Below are 17897 nucleotides of genomic sequence, written 5' to 3' on the forward strand. Positions count from 1 at the left end.
GGGGGCCCGGGGGGGGGGGGGGGGGGGGGGGGGTGGGGGGGGGGCGGGTGTGGGGCCGGCAAAACCCCCCCCAAGGGGGGGGTGGGGGGGGTCGCCCCCCCCCAACGCCACATTGGGGCGCTTGGGACGGGCCGGGGTCAGCGCTTGGGCGCCAGGCCCTTGACCAGGTCGAAGGGGTCGGTGCCCGTGGGGAGGACAGCGATAATGGGGGTGGTGAGGCCGTTGTCCACATAGGACTGGACCTGGTCGCGGCAGGATTCGACGCTGCCGTGGATGACCAGGGAATCGACGACGGAGTCGGGGATGACTTCGTTGGCCTTCTTGCGATCGCCGGCGGCCCAGGCCGCGTGCATGGGGGCGAGGTCGTCGCCGCGGCCGAGCCAGTCGTGGAACTTGGCGTACACCGGAACCGTGAGGTAGCTGGAGATCATCATGCGGCCCAGAGCCCTTGCGGCGTCCTTGTCTTCCGTGGGGCAGACGAAGATGCGGGCGGCGAGTTCGACGTCCGGGCCGATGACACCTCGAACCCGGGGGACGTCGGTGGCGGCGAGCCAGTTGGTGATGGCGCCGTCGGATTCCTGGGCGGCGAGGCGGAGCATGCCCGGACGCAGGGCCGCGAGCATGATCGACGGGGCGGGATCCGGGGCGCGTTCGAGGCGGAACTTGCTCACGGAGAAGGTGGCGTACTTTTCGGACACCTTCTCGCCCGCCAGTGCACTGCGCAGGAAGTGCAGGGTGTCGCGGGTGCGGGCGAAAGGTTCTTCGAACGCGGCGCCGTTCCAGCCTTCGACGATGACCGGGGACGAGGCGCCGATGCCGAGGACGAAGCGGCCCGGGGCGAGCTCCGCGAGGGTAGACGCGCTCATGGCGAGGAGGCCGGGGCCGCGCGTGTAGACGGGCACGATCGCGGTGCCGAGGCGTAGCTGCGGGGCCCACTGCGACGCCAGCACCAGGGGCGCGAAGGCGTCGGTTCCGGCGGTTTCGGCCGTCCACGCGTCGGTGTAGCCCAGGTCGGGCAGTTGTTCCACGAGGGCGCGGTGCTCGCGCAGCGGCACCCCCGTGAGCGGGATGGTCAGGCCCCACCGGTTCATGCGTTCTCCTTGTCGACGGTGACGGCGGCGAGTTCACGCAGGATCCAGTCGACCTGCGTGCGCATCAGGTTTTCCGCGACTTCCTCGGCCTGCGGGGTCATGTGGGTCGCCCCGGCCAGCGGGAGGAAGACGTGGGGCCGGCCCTTCGCCAGCAGCGCGCCGGACAGCCGGAGCGAGTGCGCCGGGAAGACGTTGTCGTCGGCGAGGCCGTGGACGATCAGCAGGGCGCGGGACAGTTCGCCGGCGTCGGCGATCAGGGAATTGTGCTCGTAGACCTCGGGGGCGTCCTGCGGTTTGCCCAGGTAGCGCTCGGTGTAGTGCGTGTCGTAGAGCGCCCAGTCGGTGACGGGCGCGCCGGCGACGGCGGCGTGGAAGACGTCCGGGCGGCGCAGCACGGCCAGCGCCGAGAGGTAGCCACCGTAGGACCAGCCGCGGATGGCGACGCGTTCGAGGTCCAGCTCGGGGTGGTCGGCCGCGGCGGCGTGCAGGGCGTCGACCTGGTCGGCGAGCGTGACGTCGGCGAGCTTGCCCGCGATCTCCCGCTCCCAGGCCGGGCCGCGGCCGGGCGAGCCGCGGCCGTCGGTGACGAGCACGGCGAAGCCCTGGTCGGCCAGCCACTGCGGGGTGAGGAAAGCGTTGCGGCTCTGGAGCACGCGCTGGGCGTGCGGGCCGCCGTACGGGTCGAGCAGCACGGGCAGCTTGCCCTCGCTGGGTTCGTAGCCGCGCGGCAGCACGAGGGCGGCGCGCAGGCCGCGCTCCCCCAGCGTGAGCCAGCTGAGGTTCGGTTCGATCTCGGGGTCCACAGTGGACGAGGCGATCCGGCCGATCTCGGTGCCGTCGCGCAGGACCGTGACCACCGGGCCGCTGTGGGCGAGGCTCCATTCGGTGAGCACGGTCAGCTCCGCGCTGCCGGAACCGACGTGCACCCCGTCCTGAGTGGACAGTCGCTGGACGCCGCCGGAGGCGGTGCGGTAGACGTGGATCTGCGTGGAGTCGGACTCGGACGCGGTGAAGAGCACCTGCTCGCCCGCGTGCAGCACCGCGCGCAGCTGCATCCCCGGCGGAGTGACGGGCTCCCCCGCCACCACGAGCCGGTGGTCGCCGTCGGCCGCGCTGGTGGTGACGAGCCGGCCGTCGGCTGTCCACGCGGGCACGCCCTGCACGATGTCGACCCAGTGCTCGTCGGTCTCGGTGTGCAGTTCGGTCACGGAGCCGTCGGCCGGGTCGAGGGCCAGCACGGTGAGGCGCTTCTGGTCACGCGGCTGCACCGCGAGCAGCGGCGCGCCGCCGGCCGACCAGTGCACCGTGACCAGGTACTCCCAGTCGCCACGCTCGACGTCGACGCGGCTGCCGTCCAGGCCGAGCACGGCGAGCGACACGAGGGCGTTGGGCGAGCCCGCCGACGGGTAGGCCACGACGTTGGCCGGGTGGTCCGGGTTCGCGGGGTCACCGATGGTCCAGCGCGGCACGGGGCCGCGGTCGGAGCGCTCGACGATGAGGCTCTGCCCGTCCGGCGCCCACCAGTAGCCGCGCGTGCGGTCCATCTCCTCGGCGGCGATGAACTCCGCGAGGCCCCACGCGATGTCGTCGCCCTCTTCCTCGACGAGCGCGCGGTCGGTGCCCGTGGCCAGCTCGATCACGCGCAGGCGGCGGTCGCGGACGTAGGCGACGTGCGTGCCCGTCGGGTTGGGGCGCGGGTCGACGACCGACCCCTCGACGAGCACGGCGGTCGCGCCGGTGGCCAGATCGAGCGTGTAGAGCTTGCCGGAGAGCGTGAAGGTGACGACGGTGAACGCATCGTCCACGCCGTAGGCCACCACGCCGCCGCCGGTCTCCCGCGCGCGTTCGCGCCGAGCCCGCTCCTCCGGCGGCAGATCCTCTTCGCCGGGCAGCAGCTCCGCCGCGTCGACGAGCTTGGCCTCCGCACCGCTCGCGAGGTCGAGCGACCACAGGCTGTGGCGCGGGTCGGTGCCCGTCTCGCTGCGCAGGAACAGCACGCGCGAGCCGTCCGGGGCCACGCGGAACTGCTTGGGGGCGCCCAGGGTGAAGCGCTGCGTGCGGGCCTGGCGGCGGAGGAACGGAACGTCGTCGAAAGCAGAGTCGGTCACGCCCGCACTCTTCCAGACGATCAGGCCGGCACGCCATCACCCTTCAGCATCACCAGCTGCTCGGCGACGTCGAAGTGCGGCTCCGGGAACCGCGGCGCCATCTCCGTCATCGTCTCGATCAGCAGCTCCGCGACGGCCCAGTTGCGGTACCACTTGCGGTCGGCCGGCACGACGTACCACGGCGCGTGGTCGGTGGACGTGCTCGCGAGCAGGTCGGCGTACGCCTGCGCGTAGGCGTCCCAGTGGCCGCGGGCCTCGACATCGGACGGCGCGAACTTCCAGATCTTGTCGGGGCGTTCCAGCCGCGCGACGAGCCGGCGCAGCTGTTCCTCGGGCGAGATGTGCAGGAACACCTTGACGATCGTGGTGCCCCCCGCCACCACCTCTTTCTCGAACGCGTTGATCTGCGATATCCGGTTGCGCCGCTCGGCCGCGGTCAGCAGGCCGGACACGCGGGGCACGAGCACGTCCTCGTAGTGCGACCGGTCGAACACCCCGATCTGGCCCGAGGCCGGGAGTTCCTTGCGGATGCGCCACAGGAAGTCGTGGCGGCGCTCGGCGGGCGTGGGCACCTTGAAGCCCTTGTAGCGCACGCCCATGGGGTTCACCAGACCCAGCACGTGCCGAACAGTGCCACCCTTGCCGGAGGTGTCCATGCCCTGCAGCACGAGCAACACGCTGCGGCCGCCGCCGCTCGCGCCCTCGGCGTACAGCGCCTCCTGCAGGGCGTCGAGCCGGTCGCCGGCGGTGGCGAGCTTCTTCTCGCCCTTGCCCTTCTTGCCCGGCCCGACGGGTGAGGACCCCGGATCCGGCAGCTCCGCCGTGGCACGGAGCGCGTCGCGGACCCGGGTCCCGTTGTCCTTCTTCGCCATCCGGCGACGATAACGTCAGGAAGCGGCCTTCGCGGCGAAGAGTTTCAGCAGCCCGGTCCAGCCGTCGTCGGTGTCCACGCCGTCGTGAACCTTCTCGGCGGTGGCGCCGTGCCGCTCGAACGCGCGGTGTTCGATGGCGACTCGCGTGGTCCCGGGCCCCTTCTCGGTGAAAACGACCTCGATCTCGCTCGCGCGTGCCGGGTCCGGATCGATCTTCCAGTCCCCGTCGATGTGCCACGACAGAACCACTCGGCCGGGTGGCTCCCAGGCGAGCACGCGGCCCCAGACACACTCGGACCCGTCGGCGAGCCGCTCGTACCAGCGCCCGCCTTCTCCCGCCTCGAGCACCACCTCGACGAGTTCGGCCTCGCCCAGGTGGTGTTCGCGCGGCCACCAGCTGTCGAAGCCCTCGGTGTAGACCTTGAACGCATGCTCGCGCGAGCAGGCGACGGTGATCGTCTTGCGGATCGGTTCGAGTGTCATGGCTCTTCGCTTCCTCGGTCGGGGGCGGTGGCTTCGGCTTGCTTCGCGAACGAACTCAGCGCGTCCGACCACATCTCGTCGAGGTAGGCGCGCAGCGCGGCGATTCCGTCGGGGCGCAGCCGGTACAGCCGTTTCGTCCCGGCCGCCTGGTCGACGACCAGGCCCGCCTCCTTGAGCACCTTCAGGTGCTGCGAGACCGCCGGACGGCTGATCGGCAACGTCGCGGCCAGCTCACCCACCGCGCGCGGCCCTTGGCGGAGCGCCTCGAAGATCGCGCGCCGCGACGGGTCGGCGAGGGCGGAGAGCCGGTCGCTTCCGTAAGTCGCCACGAACGGTAAGTTACAGCTTACCAATGCCAGCGGTCAACGCCACGCAGCGATTCGCCGGTCAAACCGTTCGACTGCGCAACAAACGCCGGGTGCAAGCAACGTTTCCCGGCTGAAGTCCCCGCCCGTTGGATCTAGCCTGAACGCATGACGACGCTCGCCGGTCGGGAGACCGCCATCCCTGCCTCCGCCGACGGCTTCATCGAGCTCGACGAGCGGTGGAGCACGCACAACTACCACCCCCTGCCCGTCGTGATCGCCGAAGCCGAGGGCGCGACGGTCACCGACGTCGAGGGCAAGTCCTACCTCGACTTCCTGTCCGGTTACTCCGCGCTGAACTTCGGCCACCGCCACCCCGCGCTGATCGGCGCGGCCGTGGAGCAGCTGGGCCGGGTCACGCTGACCTCGCGTGCGTTCCACCACGACCAGCTCGGGCTGTTCTGCCGCGAACTCGCCGAGCTGACCGGCACCGAGATGGTGCTGCCAATGAACTCCGGCGCGGAGGCCGTGGAGTCGGCGGTGAAGGTGGCGCGCAAGTGGGCCCACCAGGTCAAGGGCGTGCCGGACGGCACGGCGGAGATCGTGGTCGCCGGCTCCAACTTCCACGGCCGCACCACCACGATCGTCTCGTTCTCCACCGACGACACCGCGCGCGCCGGCTTCGGCCCGTTCACGCCGGGCTTCGTCACGGTCCCCTACGGCGACGCGGCCGCCCTGCGCGCCGCGATCACCCCGCGCACGGCCGCGGTCCTGCTGGAACCGGTGCAGGGCGAGGCCGGTGTGATCGTGCCGCCGGCCGGCTACTTCGCTGACGTGCGCCGCGCCTGCGACGAGAACGGCGTGCTGCTCATCGCCGACGAGATCCAGTCCGGCCTCGCCCGCACGGGCACCGTGCTGGCCCTGGACCACGAGGGCGTGCGCGCCGACGTCTACACCCTCGGCAAGGCCCTCGGCGGCGGCATCCTGCCCGTGTCCGCCGTGGTCGGCAGCCGCGACGTGCTGGGCGTGCTGAAGCCGGGCGAACACGGCTCGACGTTCGGCGGGAACCCGGTGGCGTGCGCCGTCGGCCGCGCTGTGGTGCGGCTCCTGCAGACCGGTGAGTACCAGCAACGCGCCAAAGAATTGGGTGCGCACCTGCACGAACGGCTGTCGGCGTTGGTCGGCCACGGCCTGTCGGAAATCCGCGGCCGCGGTCTGTGGGCGGGTGTGGACATCGCCGCGGGCGGGCCCACGGGGCGCGCCGCGTCGGAGGCGCTCGCCGGGCTGGGCGTGCTGTGCAAGGAGACGCACGACCACACGCTGCGCATCGCTCCCCCGCTGGTGATCAGCCGCGCGGAGCTGGATCGCGGGATCGACGCGATCGCCCAGGTGGTGCGCGGCTAGGTCGCTCACGGGAGCGTTTCGCCCGGTTCGCTCGTTGAGTCCGGTATGGGACGAGGGGACTGGGTGGAACGGCCGCTGGTCGGCACGGACGACGTCGACCCGGCGCAGCTGTACGCGCGGGGCAAGCGGCTGCGGGAGCGTGCGCCGGTCGAGGCGCACGACCACGCGGCGGCGGGTGCGGGCCGCCCGGGGGTGCGGGAGTACTTCGAGGCGAGCAACGCGTGGCGGCTGCCCGAGCTGGTGGAGCTGCGGCGGGAGCGGATGGAGGCGTCGCCGTTCACGTTCTTCCGCGGGGCGGCCGGGTTGATGGCGGCGGACCTCGCGGGGTCGCCGTCGTCGGGGCTCACCGCGCAGCTGTGCGGTGACGCGCACGCGGCCAACTTCGGGCTGTATGGCACGCCCGAGGGCCGGATCGTCATGGACGTCAACGACTTCGACGAAACCGCACCAGGGCCGTGGGAATGGGATCTCAAGCGGCTGTCGGCGAGTCTGGTGCTCGCCGGGCGCGAGGGCGGCATCGGCGAGGCGGCCTGCCGCGACGCGGCGGAGGACGCGGTGAAGTCCTACCGCCGCACGATCCGCGCGCTGGCGCAGCTGCCGTTCCTGCAGTCGTGGAACGCGCTGCCCGATGCGTCGGCCGTGTCGCGGGCGCGCGCCGACGAGCTGATCGACGACTTCGCCGAAGCCGAGGAGAAGGCGCGCCGCAACACCAGCGCCAAGGTGGTGGCCAGGTGGACCCGCCACGTCGACGACCACGAGACCGGCCTGGCGCGCCACCGGTTCGTCGAGGACCCGCCGGTGCTCACGCACGTGGCCGACGCCACGGCCGACTCGATCGTCACCGCGCTGGCGTCCTATGTGGACACCCTGCGGGAGTCGCGGCGCACGCTCGCGTCGCGCTACCGGGTGGCCGACGTCGCGTTCCGCGTGGTCGGCACGGGCAGCGTCGGGCTGCGCAGCTACGTCGTGCTCCTGCACGGCAACGAGAACGAAGACCTGGTGCTGCAAGTGAAACAGGCGCAGCCCTCGGCGCTGGCGCCCTACCTCGGCGTCTCCCCCGCCGACCACGAAGGCCGCCGCATCGTCACCGGCGCCCGCCTCGTCCAGGCCGAGACCGACATCCTGCTCGGCTGGACGACGATCGACGGCATCCCCTTCGTGGTCCGCCAGTTCCGCAACCTCAAGGGCGCCATCGACCCCGCCGCCCTGCGCAAAGACCACCTCGACGACTACGGCCGCCTCGCCGGCGCTCTGCTCGCCCGCGCCCACACGCGTTCGCTGCACCCCCAGCTGCTCGCCGGCTACTTCGCCGACGACGAGGACCTCGACGAGGCGATCGGCGCGTACGCCCTGCGTTACGCCGATCAGACGGAGGCCGACCACGCGAGGTTCACCGGCTGAGGTGGACAAGTCACCGGCCCACGTTGGAGAACGTATTCCGCGCGGTGCCAAGGCTGAGGTGGCGTTCGGTGCTCACGGTGGTGGTGGGTCGGCGCCGGCCACGCCCGTCGCGGCCTCCGCGGCACCGCAAAGGCGCAAGCGGGCGTTCCGGCTCGGGCGGACTACACGCCGGCCACGCGGTGATTCCACAGGTGGGAGGACTGGCGCGAACGCGACCACCTCTCCGCCCGCTACTGGACGCCCGACCGGCTGCAGACCACCCCGAAGCCCCGTCAACTGGTTCACCGACCCCGCCGCGCTCGACGCGCAGCGCGTGCTGCTCACCAAGCTCGGCGAACGCATCGGCCGGCACCCGCGGTTCCTCGGGTTCGAGCTGTCTAACGAGCCGTACTACCACTGGGACTCCTCCGCCGGCCTCGCCGTCACCCCACAGCAGGCCGACGCGTGGGCCATGAGCCTGTGCGAGAAGGCGGAAACCGTCGCGCCGGGCAAGGCGCACACCGTCGGCTGCGACCGCGCGCCGTGGGGCAACGGGCGGCACAACGTCGTGGCGATCCACCCGTGGAAGTCGTTCTTCGGCACGCTCACGACCGACCCGCTGAGCGCCTTGGCCACCCACAACGCCGAGCGCCTGATCCAGGTCGCGCGGACGTAGGCCATCGACCCGGCGCGCACGGTCTGGATCCCGGAAGACGGTGCCGCGCCATCGATCCACTTCTCCGACGCCAAGCGCCCGCAGTGCGGCGAGCGGCCGTCGCGCTCGATCGGCAACGCCGCGAGCAGCGCCCGCGCGCTCGGCTTCACGGTGGTGCTCGCACGACGTGAACCCAGCGTTGGTGGCGAAACTCGACCCGCTCGCGGACGACCTCGGCCGCTACACCCACGACCGCGAGCTCAAGCCCGCCGGCAAGGCACACAAGACGTTCGTGGCCGAATCGACCGCACCCCACCGAAACCCGAGCCGCGGACCACCGGCATCGTCGTCCCCGACGACAGTCCTACCCAGGGAGATGACTGCCTCTGCGCCCTCGCGACAGCGGGAACCCGCGCCGCGTACGTCCTCCGGAGCCGGGCGAGCGACAGCGCCTACCGGAAAGGCCGCGGCATCACCCAGCTCGTCCAGCCCTAGACGAGCGAAGCCACGTCCTCCGCGCAGCCCACGCCAGCGTGATCCCCGCTCCGCCGTGGCCGTAGCAGTGGATGACGTCACCGACGCGTTCCAGCCGCACGCTCGGCCGCCCAGGCCGCAGGCCCACGCGGGTGCCCAGCACGACGGCGTCGGCCAGCCGTGGCTCCAGCTCGCGGCACCGGCGCACGATCGCCGCCGCCACGGCGGAGTCCGGCTCGAGGTCGTTGCGGCCGATCTCCTCAGTGCCTCCGCACACGACGTGGCGGCCGTGCGGGATCACGTACGTCAGGTCGCCGTCGGCCTCCTCCACCGACCACGACGTGAGCCCGGGGTCGGCGAGGTGCACGACCTGGCCGCGCACCGGGACGAGCGTGTCGTCGCCCGCGAGCGTGCCGCCGGCCAGGCCGGTGGCGTTCACGACCACGTCGGCGTCGAGGTCGGCCGGCGAGGCGACCGTGCGGTACTCGGTCCGCACACCCAGCGCGGCGACCTGCTCGGCCAGCCACGTGAGGTACACCGGCGTGTCCACGAGCGCCGTGGTGAACGCGAGCACGGAGCCCTCGCGCGACACGTCGGTCATCGCGGTGAGCCAGCGGGGATCAGGCACCTCTTCGGGGACGCGGATCCAGCCCGGCAGGAACCGGATGCCGGGCGCGGCGAGCAGCGAGCGGTACACGCCGACGGTGGTCCCGGTCCAGCGCACCACGCGCTCGTCCGGCCGCGCCACCGGCGGGTAGATCAGCCCGCCCGCCACGGCCGACGTGGTCTCCGCCGGCTTGCCCGCCGTCACGACCGTCGCGCTGTGGCCGGCCTCGGCCAGCCGGTACGCGCAGCTCAGCCCGACGACCCCGCCGCCGGCCACGGTGATCCGCATGCCGCTCCCTCCGCTCGTGCTCCCGCCCGTGATCGTCGCCGACGCCGGGCCACCGGCGCCACCCGCCATCCGCGTAAGCTCGCCCCGGGAGGGGAGAAACTGTGAACACGAGCCGCATTCTTGCGCTCGTCGCCGTGCTGTGCGCGCTGGCGACCGTCGCACTGGGACTCGGTTATGCGGGCGGGCACGCCCCCGGCGCGCTCGACGCGTGGGCCGCCGGCGCGCTCGCGGGAATCGGCCACGGGACGCTCGACGTGCTCGTGCTGCCGACCGAGCCGTACGTGCTGATCCCGGCCATCGTGGTCATCGCCGGCACATGCCTGTACCTGCGCCGCCGCACGGACGCGCTGCTGGCCGTCGCGGGCCCGGCGCTCGCCCTGGCGCTGAACACCTGGGTGCTCAAACCGCTGTTCGACCGCTGGAAGAACGACATCCTCGTCTACCCCAGCGGCCACACGGTGAGCCTGGTGACGGTGCTGGTGGTGCTGGTCCTGGTGGCGCGCCCGAAGGTCGTCACCGTCGTGCTCGGCGTGGTTCTCCTGTGCTGCGCGGCGATCGGCATGATCGGCCTCGGTTACCACTACCTCACCGACATCGCCGGCGGCACGGTCTTCGCCACCGCCGTGGTGACCGGGCTGCGGGCCGTCACACCGCGTCGCGTGCCAGCGCCGTCAGCCGGCTGACCGCCCGCAGGTACTTCTTGCGGTAGCCGCCGTTCACCATCTCCTCGGTGAACAGCTCCGGCAGCGCCACGCCCGACACCACGACGGGGATCGCGCGGTCGTAGAGCCGGTCGGCGAACGCCACGAGCCGCAGCCCCACGTTCTGGTCCGGCGCCGGCGTCACGTGCTTGAGGTGCACGCGCCGGACTCCGTCGAGCAGCTTGCCGTAGCGAGACGGGTGCAACTTGGCCAGGTGCGCCACGAGCGCTTCGAACTCGTCCACAGTGGACCCCTCGTGCGCGGCGGCCGACGCTTCGAGCTCCTCGTCGCTCACCGGCGGCGGGGCGTCGGGCAGCCCGCGGTGGCGGTAGTCCGGCCCGTCCACCCGCACCACTTCGAAGCGGCGTGAGAGCGCCTGGATCTCGCGCAGGAAGTCCTCGGCCGCGAAGCGACCCTCGCCGAGCTTGTCGGGCAGTGTGTTGGACGTCGCGGCGATGTACACGCCCGCGTCGGTGAGCTCCTGCAGCAGTCGGCTCACGAGCGTGGTGTCGCCGGGGTCGTCGAGCTCGAACTCGTCGATCGCCAGCAGCCGGTGCTCCGACAGCCGCCGCACGGCCTCGGCGAACCCGAGCGCGCCGACGAGGTGCGTGAGCTCCACGAAGGTGCCGTACGCCTTGGGCGAAGGCGCGTCGTGCCACGTCGACGCGAGCAGGTGGGTCTTGCCCACGCCGAACCCGCCGTCGAGGTAGAGGCCCATCGGTCCGGCCGGGGCGGCCTCGCCGCCGAAGAGCGAGCGCAGCCGCGACTTCCTCAGCGGCCGGTCCCCGATGCGCCCGGCGAACGCCGAACACGACTTCACCGCGGCGGCCTGACTGGGCTCGTCGGGGTTCGGGAGGTACGTGGAGAACCGCGCCTCGCCGAACCGCGGCGGCGGCACCAGCGAGGAGATCAGCTCGTCGGCCCCGAGCTCGGGAAACCGGTCCGTCAGGGCAGCTGCGGGCATGGCTGCAGAGCCTAGCCAGGCCCGGCACCCGGCCGGTCCGGGTGTCCCACCCGCGTATCCCCCGGTCGGGGCCGGATCGGTGCCCGTGCTGGGATAACGGGCGTGCGGAGCGTGTGGCCACCATCACCGGCCGGGACCGGGCCCTTGTCCGACGAGGATCTGGCGCGCGTCTACGGCTACCCCGAGGAGCTGACCGGCCCGTTCGTGCAGGTCAACTTCGTGGCGTCGGCCGACGGCGCGGTGGCCGTGGACGAGCTGTCGAAGGGGCTTTCGCACCCGGCCGACCGCCGTGTGTTCCTGCTCGCGCGCGACCTCGCGGACGTGATCCTCGTCGGCGGCGGCACCGCGCGCGCCGAGAACTACCGCGGCGCCCGGACCAACGCGGTGCGCTCGGCCCGGCGCGCGCGCCTGGGTCTGGCCCCGGTGCCGCCCATCGCCGTCGTCACGCGCACGGGTTCACTCGACCCGGCGGGCCCGCTGTTCACCGACACGCGCGTGCCGCCGCTGGTCGTCACGACTTCGCGCGCCGACGCCGCGGTGGTGCGGGAGGCCGGTGCCGACGTGCTCGTGGCCGGTGACGACGACGTGGACCTGCCGCGTGCGCTGGCGATGCTGGCCGACCGCGGGCTGCGGCGCGTGGACTGCGAAGGCGGGCCCGGGCTGTTCGCGGCGATGATCGCGGCCGACCTCGTCGACCAGCTCAACCTCACGGTCGCCCCGCTGCTCGTCGGCGGCGACGCGGGCCGGATCGCGGCGGGGCCGGCCGCGCGGCCACCGCGCCGGATGGACCTCGCGTCGATCCTCGTGGACGACGGCTTCACGCTGCTGCGCTATCGGCGGGGCAGCGGCTGATGGCCGACAGCGAGGCGCTCGTCGCGGCCGCGGCGGCGGGTGACCACGCCGCGTTCGACACGCTGGTGCGCCGGCAGACGCCGATGATGTACCGCGTCGCACTGCGCATCACCGGCAGCCCGGCCGAGGCCGAGGACGTGGTGCAGGAGGCGTGGCTGGCCGCGTGGCGCTCGCTCGCGACTTTCCGCCACGAGTCGGCGGTGTCCACGTGGCTCTACCGGGTGGTCACGAACGGCGCCCTCGACCTGCTGCGCCGCCACCGCCCGACCGTCTCGATCGAAACCGTGTCGATCGCCGAGGCGCCGGACCTCGTCGTGGACGGCACGCCCGAACGCCAGGTCGTGCACGCCGAGCAGGTGGACGCCGTGCTGCGGGCGATCGCCCGGCTCGACGTCGCGCAGCGCGTGCCGCTCGTGCTGCGTGAACTCGAGGGGCTCAGCTACGAAGAAGTGGCCGAAGTGCTCGAAGTCGGGGTCCCGGCCTTGCGCTCGCGTCTGCACCGGGCCAGGGTGGCGCTGCTCGGCCAGCTGAGGGAGCGGTGATGATGGACCAGGGCGCCGGCGGCCCGGAGGACCCCGAACGGGATCCTCGCTGGGACCTCGTGCGTGCCGTCGCCCGCCGCCACGTCGCCACGCCGTCCGGCCTGGTGGACCGCGTGCTCCGCGCGCTGACCGTCGCCCGCCGGGTCCCGCCGCTCCGGCTTCCGTGCGACGGCGGCGTGCTGACCGTTTCCGAAGCCACGTTGGTCCGCCTGGCCCGCACCGTGGCCACCGACCAAGCCGAAGACGTCGACGGAGTCACGGTTTCCGCCGTCGCCCTGGCCGACGGCGAGCTGCAGATCCTGGCCACGATCCGGTTCGGCGTGGTCGCCGACGAGGCCGCGCGCGTGCTGCGGCACCGCCTGACCGCGGAGCTCACCCGGCTGTTGCGGGCGCGGCCGCCGCGGGTCAACGTCCACGTCGTCGACGTGCGTCCCGGCTGAAGAACCACCGCCGACCGGCCGGGCGGAGTAACCCCTGCGCGGTCGGCTTTCGGCCCTGGATCTGGGGGGCGCTACCCTCGGTGCCGCATCAGTCACGGTGTCTCGGCTGTCTCGCCATCGGGAGAATCGCGTGGCGCTCGAATCGGAAAACACCCCCGTGGGAGTGGACCCGACCCGGGCGTTCGTCGCGCGTGTGTACGACTACCTGCTGGGCGGCAAGGACAACTTCGACGTCGACCGCCACGAGGCCGAGCGGATCATCGCCGCGATGCCGGAGGTGTCCGACGTCGCCTGGGAGAACCGCAACTTCCTGACCCGGGTGTGCCGCTTCCTCGCGAACAACACCGAGGTGCGCCAGTTCCTCGATTGCGGCTCGGGCCTGCCGACCGCCGAGAACGTGCACCAGGTGGTGCAGCGCATCCACCCCGAGGCGAAGGTCGTCTACGTCGACTAGGACCCGGTCGTGGCCGCCCACGGGCGCTCGACGAGACGCCGGGCGCCGAGCTGACCGTGACCGCCGGCGCGGTGCAAGCCGACGCCGAGGCCATCGCCGGCGTCACCCAGGCGCGGGCCCGCGCGGTCGGCACGTCCACCGAGCCGGCGCTGCGCGTGACGCTGTGGTTGAGCGAGGACACCGACGTCCGGCGCATCTGACCGACCTCGACACGTACGTGCTCACGCGCGCCCGCGAGGCGCACGGGCTCGACTCGCTGCCCAAGGCCGTGCGGCTCGAACTCGACACGACGGGCCCGGCACGCGTGCGCTGACCGCGCGTTTCGCACAGAATGCCCGCATGGCCCTCCCCGTGCAGGCTCCGATCAAGCCCATGCTCGCCAAGCCGGCGAAGGCGATCCCCGACTCCGGCGGGCTCCTGTTCGAGCCCAAGTGGGACGGGTTCCGTTGCCTGGTCTTCCGCGACGGCGACGAGCTCACCCTGCAGTCGCGTGCCGAAAAGCCGCTGAACCGGTACTTCCCCGAGGTGGTGGAGCGGCTGCTGGCGACGCTGCCCGAACAGGTCGTGCTCGACGGCGAGCTGGTCGTGGGCAGCGGCGGCAAGCTCGACTTCGACGCGCTGACCGAGCGCATCCACCCGGCCGACTCCCGTGTGCAGCTGCTGGCGAACGAGACGCCCGCGGAGTTCGTGGCATTCGACGTGCTCGCGCTGGGTTCGGAGTCCTTCCTGGACGAACCGACGTCCGCTCGGCGCGCACGGCTGGAGGGCATCGCCGGCGACGGCGTGCACCTCACGCCGGCCACCACCGACCCGGACACCGCGCGGCACTGGTTCGAGCTGTTCGAGGGCGCGGGGCTCGACGGCGTGATCGGCAAGCCGCTCGATGAGCCGTACTCGCCGGGCAAGCGCGTGCTGTTCAAGTACAAGCACTCTCGGACCGCCGACTGCGTGCTGGCCGGGCTGCGCTGGCACGTCGACGGCGAGCCGGGCGAAGCGGTCGGGTCGTTCCTGCTCGGGCTGTACGACGCCGAAGGGCTGCTGCACCACGTCGGTGTGGTCGGCTCGTTCCCGGTCAAGCGGCGCCGTGAGTTGGCCGAGGAGCTGGCCCCGCTGATCACCGACGGCGAGGGGCACCCGTGGGTGGGCGACGCCGTGCGCGAGGGCCAGCGGATCCCGGGCGGCATCACGCGCTGGCGCTCGACCGAGCACGCGTGGGTGCCCCTGAAGCTGGAGCGCGTGGTCGAGGTCGGCTACGAGCACACCGAGGGCGGCGAGCCCGCGCGGTTCCGCCACACCGCGCAGTTCAAACGGTGGCGACCGGACCGGGAACCGGCGTCGTGCGGCTACGCGCAGCTGGACGAACCGGCGCGCTACGACCTGTCGGCGGTGTTCCGCGGCGAGGTCGTGCGGACCCGCTAACTTCCGCGTCACACCCGGCGTGCCAAGCTCGTCGGACAGCTCCACCGACACCACGTGAGGACCAGCCCGTGCGCCGCCGTTCCACCAGCCGCCCCCGTCTGCGCGTCCTGGTGGCGACGCTGCTGGGCGCGTTGACCGCCGCGGGCTGCACCACGGGCCCGTCGGTGCGCCCGGCGGTGGTGGACAACGACGGTCGGGTCACGCAGCCGCCGGCCTCCAGCGCCGCGCCCGTGCCGCTGCCACCGCTCGTGCAACCGCAGTCGACCAGCCTGCGCTGGACCGATTGCGACGACGACACGCGCCAGCGCATGGGCTCCCCCGCCGCGCCGGACTCGCTGCACTTCACGTGCGCGCGCCTGACCAGCCCGCTCGACGCGCCCGACGACACGCAGCACCTGCTCGCGCGCATCCTCGTGCTCAAGGCCGGCGACGGCCCGATCCCGCTGGTGGTCGTGAACGACATCGGCGGCGAACCCGGCTCCGTCTTCGCCGCGCGCCTGGCCTCGCAGCTGCCGCCGGCGTTCCTGCAGAAGTTCTCGCTGATCGGCGTGGACCGCCGCGGCACCGGCCTTTCGGGCGGCGTGCAGTGCGTGCCGCCTGAGGCGCGCGAAGCGCTGCTCGGCGCCGACCCGGCCCAGGGCAACCTCACGGACGTCCTCGACGCGTCCCGCCGCGCCGGCCAGCAGTGCGCCATCGACCTCGACACCGCCCAGACGGCGCTGGACAGCTGGCGCACCGCGGGCGATCTCGAGCAGCTGCGGACCCAGCTCGGCGTGCCGCACCTCAACGCCCTCGGTCGGGGTGACGGCTCGAAGGTGCTGTCGGAGTACGCCGTGCGCTATCCCGCGCAGGTCGGGCGCATAGTGCTGGACGGCCTGCCCGACCCGGGTCAGGACCGTGCCGCGGTGCTGGACGCCGTTGCCGCCGGTGCGCAGGCCACGCTGGCCGCGTTCGGGGCCGATTGTGCTGCTCGTGGGTGCGCGATGGGTGATCCGAAGGCGGCGTTGGAGCAGGTGACCGACCGCTTGCGTGCGGCGCCGGAGACGACTCCGGATGGCGTCACGGTGACTCCCGGCATCGCGACTTACGCGGTGTATCTCGGGTTGGCTGACCGCACCCGCTGGCCTGCTCTCGCCGATGCGCTCGCCGCGGCCAAATCCGGTGACGTGACCGCTCTCGAGTCGTTCGCGGATCCGGTGATCGTCGACGCACAGGGGCGTACGTCGCGGATCGGCGGGGTGATGGCCACGCGGTGCAACGACGCGGCCACCCGGCTGCCTGCCGACCAGATCAACAAGGTCGATGAGGGGATGCGGGCGAAGTACCCGCAGTTCGGCTCCGCTGTCGCGCAGGAACTCGCGTGGTGCGGGGCGTGGCCCGTGCGTCGCGAGCCGTTGCCCGCCGCCGGTGCCCCTGGTGCGCCGCCCATTCTGGTCGCTGCGACGGCCGCTGACCCGGTGACCCCGGAGATCGGGACGACGCGTGCCGCGGATCAGATGCCGAGTGCGGTGACCATCTCGTGGCAGGGTGCCGGGCACGGCGCTGTCGGGCAGTCTCCGTGTGTGACGTCCGCCGTTCAGGCGTTTTTGATCGACGGGAAGGTTCCCACCGACGGGACTCTGTGCCCGGCTTGAAGTTTGTTCCCGGCGTACCCCCGGACAGGAGGTTCACCATGACCGACAGCACTGTGGCCGAGGTACTCGCCGAATTGGCCGCCCTGGAAGACCCGAAGGCCCGCGCGGTGAACGAGAAACATGGCGATGACCATGGTGTGAACCTGAGTAAGTTGCGTGCGCTGGCCAAGCGGTTGAAGACGCAACATGAGCTCGCCGTCGAGCTCTGGACCACGGATCAAACGGACGCCAAGCTGCTCGCGCTCCTGATTTGCCGACCGAAAACGTTCAGCCGCGCGGATCTGGACGCCATGCTGCGTGGAGCTCGGACGCCGAAGGTGCATGACTGGTTGGTGGGGTATGTGGTCAAGAAGAGTCCCCACGTCGAAGAGCTGCGAGTTGCGTGGTTTTCCGATGCCGACCCGGTTGTCGCCAGTGCTGGGTGGGCTCTGACCACCGATCGGGTCGCGAAGGCTCCCGATGGCCTCGATCCGGCCGGGTTGCTGGATGTGATCGAGGCCGAGATGAAGGATGCTCCGGCACGGCTTCAGTGGGCGATGAACCATTGTCTTGCTCAGATCGGGATCGAGCATCCGGAGTTGCGAGAGCGCGCGGTGGGCATCGGGGAGAGGTTGGGGGTTTTGAAGGATTACCCGACTCCTGCGAATTGTACTTCACCTTATGCGCCGGTTTGGATTGCCGAGATGGTGGCTCGTCGATCCCGGTAGTGACGGCTCGGCGCGCGGAACGCACCATGGCCGGATATAGGTGATGGAGATGGCACCCCGATTTTCCATTGTTGCGACGGTAGCGATGAGGAAAAGAATCGGGGGGCGGGAGGCGAGGATACGGGAAGGGTTGGGAGAGCTTCATTCGCGTTGCCAGGTGAGGGTCGGGCAGGGGCAAGGACACGGGGACGTCAGGCGGGGCGGTGAGGTGCGCTGCCGGCGAAAGTCGGGCACGGGCAAGAACACGCAGACGTCACGTAAGGCAGTGAACTGCGCTGCCGAGCGGTGGGCGACGAGAGGCAAGAGCCCGCGAAGCTCAGCGCTTTGGCGGGTTGCGTTGCCGGGGGCGGCTGAAGAGGGACAAGAACCGCCCGGGGTGAGCGCAGCGGCCCGCGAGGCAGGCGGTCGGCCGCTGGGGAGTGGCGAGAGGGCCCCGATGTGGCGTTCGGTGCATTGGACGCAACGGGCGCGGCGTTCGGTGCGCTGAGCGCAACGAACGCCGCATTGGGGCGATGGG

Annotated in this window: 20 protein-coding genes; 13 read left to right on the forward strand and 7 right to left on the reverse strand. The window is 72.0% G+C overall.

What is annotated here, in order from left to right; translation table 11 throughout:
• Positions 1-137: 137 nt before the first annotated feature.
• From AB0F91_RS10940 to AB0F91_RS10960, 5 genes are read right to left on the reverse strand one after another with little or no spacing between them, the layout of a single operon-like run.
• Entirely contained in the window at positions 138-1091 is a 954-nt protein-coding gene (locus AB0F91_RS10940; RefSeq protein ID WP_360596720.1) for an LLM class F420-dependent oxidoreductase, read from the reverse strand.
• On the reverse strand, positions 1088-3199 hold the full coding sequence (locus AB0F91_RS10945) for a prolyl oligopeptidase family serine peptidase (protein ID WP_360596721.1): 2112 nt from the start codon (positions 3197-3199) through the stop codon (positions 1088-1090). Before AB0F91_RS10945 ends, AB0F91_RS10940 begins: the two co-directional genes overlap by 4 nt.
• A 20-nt stretch (positions 3200-3219) precedes the next feature.
• Positions 3220-4071 carry a PPK2 family polyphosphate kinase gene (locus AB0F91_RS10950; protein WP_360596723.1) on the reverse strand — a complete coding sequence of 284 codons (852 nt, stop codon included), beginning with the start codon at positions 4069-4071 and terminating at the stop codon, positions 3220-3222.
• Between the two features lie 15 nt (positions 4072-4086).
• Positions 4087-4554: an SRPBCC family protein gene (locus tag AB0F91_RS10955; protein WP_360596725.1), complete on the reverse strand. Its 468-nt coding sequence runs from the start codon at positions 4552-4554 to the stop codon at positions 4087-4089.
• Positions 4551-4883: a metalloregulator ArsR/SmtB family transcription factor gene (locus AB0F91_RS10960; protein ID WP_360596727.1), complete on the reverse strand. Its 333-nt coding sequence runs from the start codon at positions 4881-4883 to the stop codon at positions 4551-4553. The genes AB0F91_RS10955 and AB0F91_RS10960 overlap by 4 nt, the downstream gene beginning before the upstream one ends.
• Positions 4884-5027: 144 nt before the next feature.
• Between AB0F91_RS10960 and rocD the strand changes: the two genes are divergently transcribed.
• From rocD to AB0F91_RS10975, 3 genes are all read left to right on the forward strand, one after another.
• Positions 5028-6263 carry an ornithine--oxo-acid transaminase gene (rocD, locus tag AB0F91_RS10965; protein ID WP_360596728.1) on the forward strand — a complete coding sequence of 412 codons (1236 nt, stop codon included), beginning with the start codon at positions 5028-5030 and terminating at the stop codon, positions 6261-6263.
• 45 nt (positions 6264-6308) lie between these two features.
• Positions 6309-7664, forward strand: coding sequence for a DUF2252 domain-containing protein (locus tag AB0F91_RS10970; protein WP_360596730.1), 1356 nt, complete (start codon positions 6309-6311; stop codon positions 7662-7664).
• A gap of 313 nt (positions 7665-7977) precedes the next feature.
• On the forward strand, positions 7978-8319 hold the full coding sequence (locus tag AB0F91_RS10975; RefSeq protein WP_360596732.1) for a hypothetical protein: 342 nt from the start codon (positions 7978-7980) through the stop codon (positions 8317-8319).
• A gap of 451 nt (positions 8320-8770) precedes the next feature.
• Here AB0F91_RS10975 and AB0F91_RS10980 read toward each other — a convergent pair whose 3' ends face one another.
• A complete protein-coding gene (locus tag AB0F91_RS10980) occupies positions 8771-9667 on the reverse strand; it encodes an FAD-dependent oxidoreductase (protein ID WP_360596733.1) in 897 nt (298 codons plus the stop codon).
• A gap of 101 nt (positions 9668-9768) precedes the next feature.
• On the opposite strand from AB0F91_RS10980, the gene AB0F91_RS10985 reads away from it, so the two are divergent.
• Positions 9769-10350 carry a phosphatase PAP2 family protein gene (locus tag AB0F91_RS10985; RefSeq protein ID WP_360596735.1) on the forward strand — a complete coding sequence of 194 codons (582 nt, stop codon included), beginning with the start codon at positions 9769-9771 and terminating at the stop codon, positions 10348-10350.
• Here the strand turns inward: AB0F91_RS10985 and zapE are convergent.
• On the reverse strand, positions 10313-11332 hold the full coding sequence (zapE, locus tag AB0F91_RS10990) for a cell division protein ZapE (protein ID WP_360596737.1): 1020 nt from the start codon (positions 11330-11332) through the stop codon (positions 10313-10315). The genes AB0F91_RS10985 and zapE overlap by 38 nt on opposite strands.
• 102 nt (positions 11333-11434) lie before the next feature.
• On the opposite strand from zapE, the gene AB0F91_RS10995 reads away from it, so the two are divergent.
• The 9 genes from AB0F91_RS10995 to AB0F91_RS11035 all read left to right on the forward strand — a co-directional run bounded on the left by AB0F91_RS10995 (position 11435) and on the right by AB0F91_RS11035 (position 17380).
• The gene (locus tag AB0F91_RS10995; protein ID WP_360596739.1) at positions 11435-12184 is read left to right on the forward strand and encodes a pyrimidine reductase family protein; all 750 of its coding nucleotides are present in this window, start codon (positions 11435-11437) and stop codon (positions 12182-12184) included.
• Positions 12184-12726 (forward strand): sigma-70 family RNA polymerase sigma factor, encoded by a 543-nt coding sequence (locus AB0F91_RS11000; RefSeq protein ID WP_360596741.1) that lies wholly within the window; start codon positions 12184-12186, stop codon positions 12724-12726. The genes AB0F91_RS10995 and AB0F91_RS11000 overlap by 1 nt, the downstream gene beginning before the upstream one ends.
• Positions 12726-13166, forward strand: coding sequence for a hypothetical protein (locus AB0F91_RS11005; RefSeq protein ID WP_360596743.1), 441 nt, complete (start codon positions 12726-12728; stop codon positions 13164-13166). The genes AB0F91_RS11000 and AB0F91_RS11005 overlap by 1 nt, the downstream gene beginning before the upstream one ends.
• Positions 13167-13296: 130 nt before the next feature.
• The gene (locus AB0F91_RS11010) at positions 13297-13620 is read left to right on the forward strand and encodes an SAM-dependent methyltransferase (protein ID WP_360596745.1); all 324 of its coding nucleotides are present in this window, start codon (positions 13297-13299) and stop codon (positions 13618-13620) included.
• 56 nt (positions 13621-13676) lie between these two features.
• Positions 13677-13820 (forward strand): hypothetical protein, encoded by a 144-nt coding sequence (locus AB0F91_RS11015; RefSeq protein ID WP_360596747.1) that lies wholly within the window; start codon positions 13677-13679, stop codon positions 13818-13820.
• Positions 13784-13933 carry a hypothetical protein gene (locus AB0F91_RS11020; RefSeq protein ID WP_360596748.1) on the forward strand — a complete coding sequence of 50 codons (150 nt, stop codon included), beginning with the start codon at positions 13784-13786 and terminating at the stop codon, positions 13931-13933. Before AB0F91_RS11015 ends, AB0F91_RS11020 begins: the two co-directional genes overlap by 37 nt.
• Positions 13934-13959: 26 nt before the next feature.
• Complete coding sequence (locus tag AB0F91_RS11025) at positions 13960-15039, forward strand: ATP-dependent DNA ligase (protein WP_360596749.1); 1080 nt, start codon at positions 13960-13962, stop codon at positions 15037-15039.
• 68 nt (positions 15040-15107) lie between these two features.
• Positions 15108-16673: an alpha/beta hydrolase gene (locus AB0F91_RS11030; protein ID WP_360596751.1), complete on the forward strand. Its 1566-nt coding sequence runs from the start codon at positions 15108-15110 to the stop codon at positions 16671-16673.
• 38 nt (positions 16674-16711) lie between these two features.
• Positions 16712-17380, forward strand: coding sequence for a DNA alkylation repair protein (locus tag AB0F91_RS11035; RefSeq protein WP_360596753.1), 669 nt, complete (start codon positions 16712-16714; stop codon positions 17378-17380).
• Positions 17381-17897 lie beyond the last annotated feature (517 nt).

Source organism: Amycolatopsis sp. NPDC023774 (assembly GCF_040639695.1).
Taxonomy (GTDB): domain Bacteria; phylum Actinomycetota; class Actinomycetes; order Mycobacteriales; family Pseudonocardiaceae; genus Amycolatopsis.

What these genes read in the sequence shown, in the direction of transcription:
- AB0F91_RS10955 (WP_360596725.1), bottom strand. Translation starts at nt 4,554, where the DNA reads ATGACACTCGAACCGATCCGCAAGACGATCACCGTCGCCTGCTCGCGC.
- AB0F91_RS11035 (WP_360596753.1), top strand. Translation starts at nt 16,712, where the DNA reads ATGACCGACAGCACTGTGGCCGAGGTACTCGCCGAATTGGCCGCCCTG.
- AB0F91_RS10970 (WP_360596730.1), top strand. Translation starts at nt 6,309, where the DNA reads ATGGGACGAGGGGACTGGGTGGAACGGCCGCTGGTCGGCACGGACGAC.
- AB0F91_RS11000 (WP_360596741.1), top strand. Translation starts at nt 12,184, where the DNA reads ATGGCCGACAGCGAGGCGCTCGTCGCGGCCGCGGCGGCGGGTGACCAC.
- AB0F91_RS10940 (WP_360596720.1), bottom strand. Translation starts at nt 1,091, where the DNA reads ATGAACCGGTGGGGCCTGACCATCCCGCTCACGGGGGTGCCGCTGCGC.
- AB0F91_RS10950 (WP_360596723.1), bottom strand. Translation starts at nt 4,071, where the DNA reads ATGGCGAAGAAGGACAACGGGACCCGGGTCCGCGACGCGCTCCGTGCC.
- rocD (WP_360596728.1), top strand. Translation starts at nt 5,028, where the DNA reads ATGACGACGCTCGCCGGTCGGGAGACCGCCATCCCTGCCTCCGCCGAC.
- AB0F91_RS10980 (WP_360596733.1), bottom strand. Translation starts at nt 9,667, where the DNA reads ATGCGGATCACCGTGGCCGGCGGCGGGGTCGTCGGGCTGAGCTGCGCG.
- AB0F91_RS11005 (WP_360596743.1), top strand. Translation starts at nt 12,726, where the DNA reads ATGATGGACCAGGGCGCCGGCGGCCCGGAGGACCCCGAACGGGATCCT.
- zapE (WP_360596737.1), bottom strand. Translation starts at nt 11,332, where the DNA reads ATGCCCGCAGCTGCCCTGACGGACCGGTTTCCCGAGCTCGGGGCCGAC.
- AB0F91_RS11025 (WP_360596749.1), top strand. Translation starts at nt 13,960, where the DNA reads ATGGCCCTCCCCGTGCAGGCTCCGATCAAGCCCATGCTCGCCAAGCCG.